General features: G+C 56.8%; 9 protein-coding genes. 6 read left to right on the forward strand and 3 right to left on the reverse strand.

Features of this window, described 5'->3' with window-relative positions; translation table 11 throughout:
• The 5 genes from D4765_RS18550 to D4765_RS19310 form a co-directional block, all read left to right on the forward strand.
• Nucleotides 1–123, forward strand: a 123-nt coding sequence (locus tag D4765_RS18550; RefSeq protein WP_237280562.1) for an ATP-binding protein, incomplete at its 5' end; no start/stop codon positions are given.
• A gap of 1,713 nt (nt 124–1,836) precedes the next feature.
• Nucleotides 1,837–2,670 carry a DUF2637 domain-containing protein gene (locus tag D4765_RS18555; RefSeq protein WP_161580498.1) on the forward strand — a complete coding sequence of 278 codons (834 nt, stop codon included), beginning with the start codon at nt 1,837–1,839 and terminating at the stop codon, nt 2,668–2,670.
• Nucleotides 2,667–3,242, forward strand: a complete 576-nt coding sequence (locus tag D4765_RS18560) for a hypothetical protein (RefSeq protein WP_136643798.1) — start codon at nt 2,667–2,669, stop codon at nt 3,240–3,242. Before D4765_RS18555 ends, D4765_RS18560 begins: the two co-directional genes overlap by 4 nt.
• 85 nt (nt 3,243–3,327) lie before the next feature.
• Nucleotides 3,328–3,765 carry a hypothetical protein gene (locus D4765_RS18565; protein WP_136643799.1) on the forward strand — a complete coding sequence of 146 codons (438 nt, stop codon included), beginning with the start codon at nt 3,328–3,330 and terminating at the stop codon, nt 3,763–3,765.
• Nucleotides 3,766–3,832: 67 nt separating this feature from the next.
• Nucleotides 3,833–4,006, forward strand: a complete 174-nt coding sequence (locus D4765_RS19310) for a hypothetical protein (RefSeq protein ID WP_161580499.1) — start codon at nt 3,833–3,835, stop codon at nt 4,004–4,006.
• A gap of 169 nt (nt 4,007–4,175) precedes the next feature.
• On the opposite strand, the gene D4765_RS18570 is transcribed toward D4765_RS19310, so the two are convergent.
• From D4765_RS18570 to D4765_RS19375, 3 genes are all read right to left on the reverse strand, one after another.
• Nucleotides 4,176–4,715: a hypothetical protein gene (locus D4765_RS18570; RefSeq protein ID WP_136643800.1), complete on the reverse strand. Its 540-nt coding sequence runs from the start codon at nt 4,713–4,715 to the stop codon at nt 4,176–4,178.
• Nucleotides 4,716–4,810: 95 nt separating this feature from the next.
• Entirely contained in the window at nt 4,811–5,020 is a 210-nt protein-coding gene (locus D4765_RS18575) for a hypothetical protein (RefSeq protein WP_136643801.1), read from the reverse strand.
• Nucleotides 5,013–5,174, reverse strand: a complete 162-nt coding sequence (locus tag D4765_RS19375) for a hypothetical protein (protein ID WP_162849211.1) — start codon at nt 5,172–5,174, stop codon at nt 5,013–5,015. The genes D4765_RS18575 and D4765_RS19375 overlap by 8 nt, the downstream gene beginning before the upstream one ends.
• A 107-nt stretch (nt 5,175–5,281) precedes the next feature.
• On the opposite strand from D4765_RS19375, the gene D4765_RS18580 reads away from it, so the two are divergent.
• A partial coding sequence (locus D4765_RS18580; RefSeq protein ID WP_136643802.1) for a hypothetical protein occupies nt 5,282–5,812 on the forward strand: 531 nt, incomplete at its 3' end.

A 5,812-nucleotide genomic window follows, 5' to 3' on the forward strand; every position in this document is an offset into this window, starting at 1 on the left:
TGGGGAACGGTATTCGGCGACGACAACATGGCCGCAGCCGTCATCGACCGCGTCGTCCACCACGGCCGGCTCCTCCAGTTCCGCGGCGAGTCCTACCGCGTGAAGCATGCCCTCATGAAATAGCCCTAACGACCCAAAAAACTGGCCGTTGAGGCCGCCGTGCTCAACTGGCCGGAAACAGTGCCGCACTGGCCGGTTAATTAGCGCTGAAATGGCCGGCTTCAAGTTGACAAAACACACCGGTCGCCTGAATCCAAAGTGCGAAGCAGGAAGGCCCGCGACATCGGCGAGGAGTAGTAGCCAGTGCCGATGGTCGAGCGTTGCGCTGTAGGTCCAAGCCGGGTGCATTACCGATCGCACAACATTGGCAATCGGTTCAGAAGTTCCGTTTACTAAGGCATCAACGCTCGCTCTGTAGTTCATGCCTCTGTCGTCAACAGGCTTCGCTACTGGCCGCAATCGGAAGCGCCCATTAACCCCGCGACCAGACCTAGTCCGGTTCAGCATCTTCAGGTCGCACAAAGTTGCAAGTTGTATGCGTGCCGTCCGGTTGCTCCGACCCGTCATCATGGCAAGCCTCGGCTCAGTGAGTATTGCAGTGTCCCATCCCTCCGGGTCGGCGAGCAATGGCAAAGCGACGCCGGCGAGAGCCACTCGTACGTTGACCTTCCTACCGATCTCCCAGGGATCAGTCACCTCCGGGTGAGGAAGCTCCTGCAGCAGTCCTCCGATTAGTTTGTGGGCAGTGATCGTGTGCGACCGCCGAACTCGTTCCCGATTCTCGTCGTCGCTCGCCGAGAGAGAGGAAGAACTGAGCTCCACCCACTTCATTCCACGCCGAACAAGGTCAGCCCAGAGAAGGTGCGTACTGACAAGCTCAACGAGCGGGGAACGTCCTACGGAAACGGCTGCACCGTTACCTACGGACTCTGACGTCTCATCGAATCCATGCTGCGCATTCCATTCGACTGCACCACGCGGTCGCCAGCCTGTTCCCCGACTCACAAGCCAGGTTCGGATGTCTGTCGGGGGCACTCCGTTGGCAATTCCCTTCACCACTACAGAGGAGGTCACGGACCACGCGGAACCCGTCGCTGCTGCCATCAAGGGACCGAACAGGGGATCGAGCGTGGACAGGGGTACCACGGTGGACTCTGACATGCGGTTCTCTTCTCGTTCTATTTACTATATAGATATTCCATAAAAAACTGTTCCATTTTTTGTTGAACTATCTATATCGAGTATATAGAACCAGAAGACCGATCCGTCATGGCTCGTGAGTACGAGGTGAGCACACCTAGACACCGAGTTGCTTCTGATTGAAGTGTCCAATTGATACGGCATGAACACCGATGTGAATCTGCGTTGCGAGTCCAGTTGCGTCCGACTTGATAGTGAGTGAATACAGGAATTGTTACCGGATGAAGTGCCCCCCGACTGCGTACTGACTACTGGCTTGAGTCGGTGCAACTTGGACTGGTGCCTGGGTGGTGCTGCGGATGGATGCCATCTGGATTCGATGAGTGAGACGGAAGGATGTCCTTCGGAACGGTGCATGCCGTTTCGGGCGGACGTCCAACCGTCGGTGCTGCTGGTCAGTACTGCGCCGCTCTGCTGGGGTGTCCGAGTTGTCGGGGTGGTCTGGAATGAAGTGGGTGGAGCGGGAGGGATTACCTCGAGGTAATCCCTCCTCAAGAGCAACCCCAATAGGCGGATGGATATCCATCTGGATCCCTATTGGGGTTGCTCTTGATCAAGCGGATCCCCATTTCTATGAGGTGGTGCTAGCGGGAACTATTCTATAAAAAGTAGTAACGTTCACTTGAGGAGATGATCTTGACCGACGCGGTGATTGACCCGGCAAAGGGTTTGCCTAAGTTCTTGACTGGCACGCAGATTGATGCTCGGAACTCGACCGGCTTGGCGTGGGTGGTAATCGTTCTTGTCCTGGCGATCGGTGTCCTCAGCATGTGGGCATCCTTCGAGGCGCAGCTCGCAGTGGCTGGATGGGCGAAGCTTGATGGCCCCGCAGCTATTGCCGTGCCGGGAGTAATAGACGGATCCATAGTCGTCTTCTCCGTCGCGGCAGTGATCCAGCGCAGTAGAGGAATGTCGACGCTGATCTCCTGGCTGTTCGTTGGTTTGTATACAGCGATTAGCATGGCCGGCAACTCGATTCACGTCTTGACTGAATCTTCAATCACCGATCAGTCGTCGATGATTCGGGCCGTTGGTGGCTCGTTCGTCGCTGCGATGATGCCAGTGTCGGTGTGGCTCGTCACCCATGTGATGACGCAGCTACTGGTTAAGGTACCCAAGGAGTCGCGTGAGGAAATAGCGGCGCAAATCGCCGCCGAAGATGTTGCCTTCAAAGTGGAGCGAGAGAGCGTCGAGGCTGAGATCCGGGAACAGGCTCGTCGAGCGGAGGAGATGCTGGAACAACAGCAGGAGCATGAGGCTGCCGAAGCTGAATGGGAGGAACTGGTTCGATCTAGCGTTGAGGCTGCCCCTGGCTCGCCGGACCGAATCGCGGTCGAGAAACGAGTTCGGGAAACCCTGGAAGAATTCGACAACAACGCATCGAAAACAGCCGCCTTCCTTCGGATGGAATATCACCGCGTTCGCCACATCAGGAACAAGATCGCAGAGCTGCAGGAGACGACGATATGACCGACGCACCCGGCCTTCCTCGAGAGATCGACTCCGTAGTTGATCGTCTTGCGATGAAGCTCGCCAAAGAGAATGTCCGGAAGAACAAGCTTCCTCCGGAAGAGTTCGACAACCAAGTTCTGTTGGCTCGCATTGAACTTCTGGCATCCCTTGTCAAACCGATGAGCTCAGCGATGCGGAGCGATCTGGTGCGGGCAAGAGAAGAGCCTAAGAACACGCTGGCCGTGCTCGCTAAGCGAACCGGCACCTCGCCGGCTCGAGTATTCAACATGATCAAGGAAGCAGAGGCTGCCGCGGAGAACACTGATCGCGCGGCTGTTCAGAAGAAGGGCCGTGTGATACCGCCAGATGCAGTTGGCATCAGCATCACCGAAGCGGAGCGAAAAACCGGAATGCCGAGGCCAAAAATCTACAGACGGGTGGCGGCGAACCCGACCGCTGACTGGCATTCCACTGTTCCTACGGAAGGTGGCAAGCAGGATTCGGTGATTCGCATCGTGGATCTTGATGGACTGATGAGCTCAAGCTCTGGTCGTCGGGCCCGAGCGAAAAACGAGTCGCGCAAAGAATAGACATCATGAAACGTTACTACTTATAATAGAAACGTAGAGAGAATTAGCGAGCAGCTTTTCTCCGTTTCTTGAAAGGGAACACGTCATGAGTAACAGCAAGGGTTTCGGTCTCGGCTTCGCAGTAGTCAGCTTCGCGGTGATTGTTTTCGCGGCTCCCCCGGTCGCGGCGTTCGCAAGCTCAACGGCGCATGCTTCAAACGCTCAGGGCAATCTGAGCGTTCTGGCACAGCCGCAACAGGTCTCACTCGCAACTGATGGCCTCTACGCGCCTACGATGGAATCATTGACTAGTGACGATTTCGGTCAGGCTGCGCGCCCAGGGGTGGGGGCGGTGCTCTCTTACGTTGTTAATGCAAGTCGGACGCATTACGTGAGTGCTGCAAAGCTCGACGACCAGGTAATGGTCAGTAGCGACGAACACCTCGGCGAGGTGACCTGCGGGTCCTACAACGCCGAATGCCTCGCTCAGGTCACCAGTGATTCTGACCTGGTGGCGGCACCGGCTCAGTGGATCAACTTCTGAGCCATAACAAGCTGGCGAGAGTCGGGACTCGCTAACCCCGAGAAACTTCTGTTTCCTTTCAACTCGGATGCCCCAGAAATACCCTGATCAATTTGCGCCCGGTCAGGGTATTTCCTTTGTCGTCCGCGAGTGTCGAGCTGGCGACAAGCTCGATCTCGACGAACTCGTCTTCTTTGATTCCGGCGCCGACCCCGCCGATGCATCAGACTTGACTCGTTTGCCGCGCCTCGCAGGCTCCTAAATTCTCCCCCGATGATCGGAGTCCCTGCGAGGCGCTCTTTCGTTCTAGCGACGACGACGCAAATAACGGGGTCTCAGACGCTCCCACTTCGATTCTCCGAGCTTTTGAGGGCTCTCGACTACGAGCGTTCGAAGACGTCTCGGCGTCTCTCAGGGCGTCTTGAGCTCGTTCAGCTCGGCAGCTTCGTATAGATCGGAGCGATTGCCTCGAGATTGCCGTAGCCCTGAAGTGATTCCAGACCTGGCTCGGTTTCGATGATGCCGTAATAGACACCCGTTGAGAAGGTGGGGTCCGTGAAGATGGACGTGCAGTCAAAGGTCTCAGTGGTTGCACTCGCTCCCGGCGCGCAGCTGAGGGCCGGCCCTTTGAGTGACCCATCGACCTCTTTGGAGATATACGCCTCGGTCACCCGGCGCTTGACTTCGCCCAGCACGAAGTGAATTGACAGGGAGATGGTGCCGTCGGTGCCGATGGTGGCTGGCTCACTCGCCTTACTTGCGTCCTCGGGAGAGTAGTCGCCGCCTGGGCTCACTGTCGCCTGGGCTGCTTGGTAGGTATCCTGCAGTGTGGTTGGCTTCGCGGTGCTCCACCAGTTGCTTGGTGTCTCTGTGGGCGCAGCGGGCGCACTGCTCGCGTCTGGTGCTTGAGGGGCCGTGCTCGCGCAACCGGCTCCTCCGAGCACCAGAAGTCCGGCGACAAGTGGTGCCACGACGATTCGTTGCCTCATAATCAGTTCCTACTTTCGATAAAGAGAGCTGGCGCTCTACTTCTCTTGTACTCTCGAAAGTGAGGATTCTTTGATCTTTAGGTTTCGTCGCCCTTCTCGCCCAGGCCTATGAGGCCACGAGTTGGATCGGCCGATTCCGTAACCATGTCGCCACGTCGAACCTGGATGAGGTGGCGATCGCAGATCGCAAAGTCCACAAGTAGCCCTTTGATGTCGACGGTGATCATCTCAGCTGCTTTCGCCTTGCATTTCGCGACGAGGCACTCCTGCAAGTCTTCGCTAGTCACGAACGAGCTCAGCGCGATCTACTCGGTAACTCAACATCTGCCAGCCCTCGGGAACCTGGGCTGTCACCTGGTCTCGGACGGATTCGTAGCCTGATCCGGTCGCCTGCAATTGGCGCACATCTTCTCCGCTGCGAATGGTGAGAGTCACGTCCATGATTGGGTTCCTTCCGGTGCGCTGTGAAATCTAGCGCGCGTCGTTACGACGGTAACTCTTCATCGAGCTACTATCGGGCAGCTCACGAAACGGAATAATGGAACTCGATGACTGATTACCGCATAGCTGACTTGAACGTGACCGATTTTGCCACCAAATGGCTCGGCCATCTCGATGGAGATAACGCATCAGCCAGAGGGCTCCTCGACCACGTTGCCGAAGGATACGACTACGGCGCTCACTTTATGATGGCTAACATTGGCTCTCAGTCGACTAGCCCTAACGCGAGTGACGATGAGCTGATCCTCTATGCCGCCCTCGCAGTGTTTCAAAATAGTGGTTTCCCTGGACGCAGCCAATGGGATGGCCCCACGAACCACCTGATCTCTGCATTCGCATACGCGGATCAGCTGGGTCGAATGGGAGCGGCCCTAAACCTCCTCGAATCGCTGGTGGTTCGCGTCCGCCGAGAACCCGAGCCCCAGTTCCAAGAATTGTTGTCGAACTCTCTTGGCCATGACGCTGCGAAAATAGCTGCACATGACATGGACATGGCACAGATTCTTTCGCGAGATATTCGAGCCGCGCGTCTGCTTGAGCCAAGCCTCTCGCTCGATGACCTTCTATTGGCCTACCCC

The sequence above is a fragment of the Subtercola vilae genome, from assembly GCF_004923255.1.
GTDB classification, from domain to species: Bacteria; Actinomycetota; Actinomycetes; order Actinomycetales; family Microbacteriaceae; genus Subtercola; species Subtercola vilae.

Bases quoted from the DNA above. Each gene is read 5' to 3' on its own strand.
- D4765_RS19310 (WP_161580499.1), top strand. From the start codon at position 3,833: ATGCCCCAGAAATACCCTGATCAATTTGCGCCCGGTCAGGGTATTTCC.
- D4765_RS19375 (WP_162849211.1), bottom strand. From the start codon at position 5,174: ATGGACGTGACTCTCACCATTCGCAGCGGAGAAGATGTGCGCCAATTG.
- D4765_RS18560 (WP_136643798.1), top strand. From the start codon at position 2,667: ATGACCGACGCACCCGGCCTTCCTCGAGAGATCGACTCCGTAGTTGAT.
- D4765_RS18565 (WP_136643799.1), top strand. From the start codon at position 3,328: ATGAGTAACAGCAAGGGTTTCGGTCTCGGCTTCGCAGTAGTCAGCTTC.